Raw genomic sequence first — 405 nt, forward strand, 5'->3', positions numbered from 1 at the left:
GCACGGATGCGGCTGAATTGAACCGCCCTTTGACGTAGCGCAGAAGGACCGGCGGGTTGTTACCCGGTATGGGCATGATCCTACCCCTCTCGGGCAAGTTTCCGGTGATCCATGAGTGCCACCACACTGGGTCTGGCACTACCTCGCGGGAGCAGGGCCTGTGGAAGCGCGTCTACACCTTCGTGCCGGCACTGCTGCTGTGTTACCTGATTCCCGGCATCTACAACACTGTGGGCCTGATCGACGGGCAGAACACCCGGCTCTACAACCCGATCGCATGGCCCGCCCCCACCGGACCGGCATCGCCTCTTCCACTGCCAGCTTGGCGGGCGGAGCGATGCTGTCCGTGGTGTCCGCCGATGCGGGTTCGCCCGCCGCCAGCCCTTTCGGGAGACCCTTGCATGA

1 pseudogene is annotated in these 405 nt (G+C 64.4%); it reads left to right on the plus strand.

The annotated features are described in order from the left end of the window. Window positions 1-74: 74 nt before the first annotated feature. Window positions 75-278: pseudogene (locus ABGA94_RS20420) on the plus strand (DUF819 family protein); the annotation flags it as partial. Between the last annotated feature and the right edge of the window lie 127 nt (window positions 279-405).

Source organism: Stenotrophomonas sp. 3diitr2024 (assembly GCF_042136455.1).
GTDB lineage: Bacteria > Pseudomonadota > Gammaproteobacteria > Xanthomonadales > Xanthomonadaceae > Stenotrophomonas > Stenotrophomonas sepilia.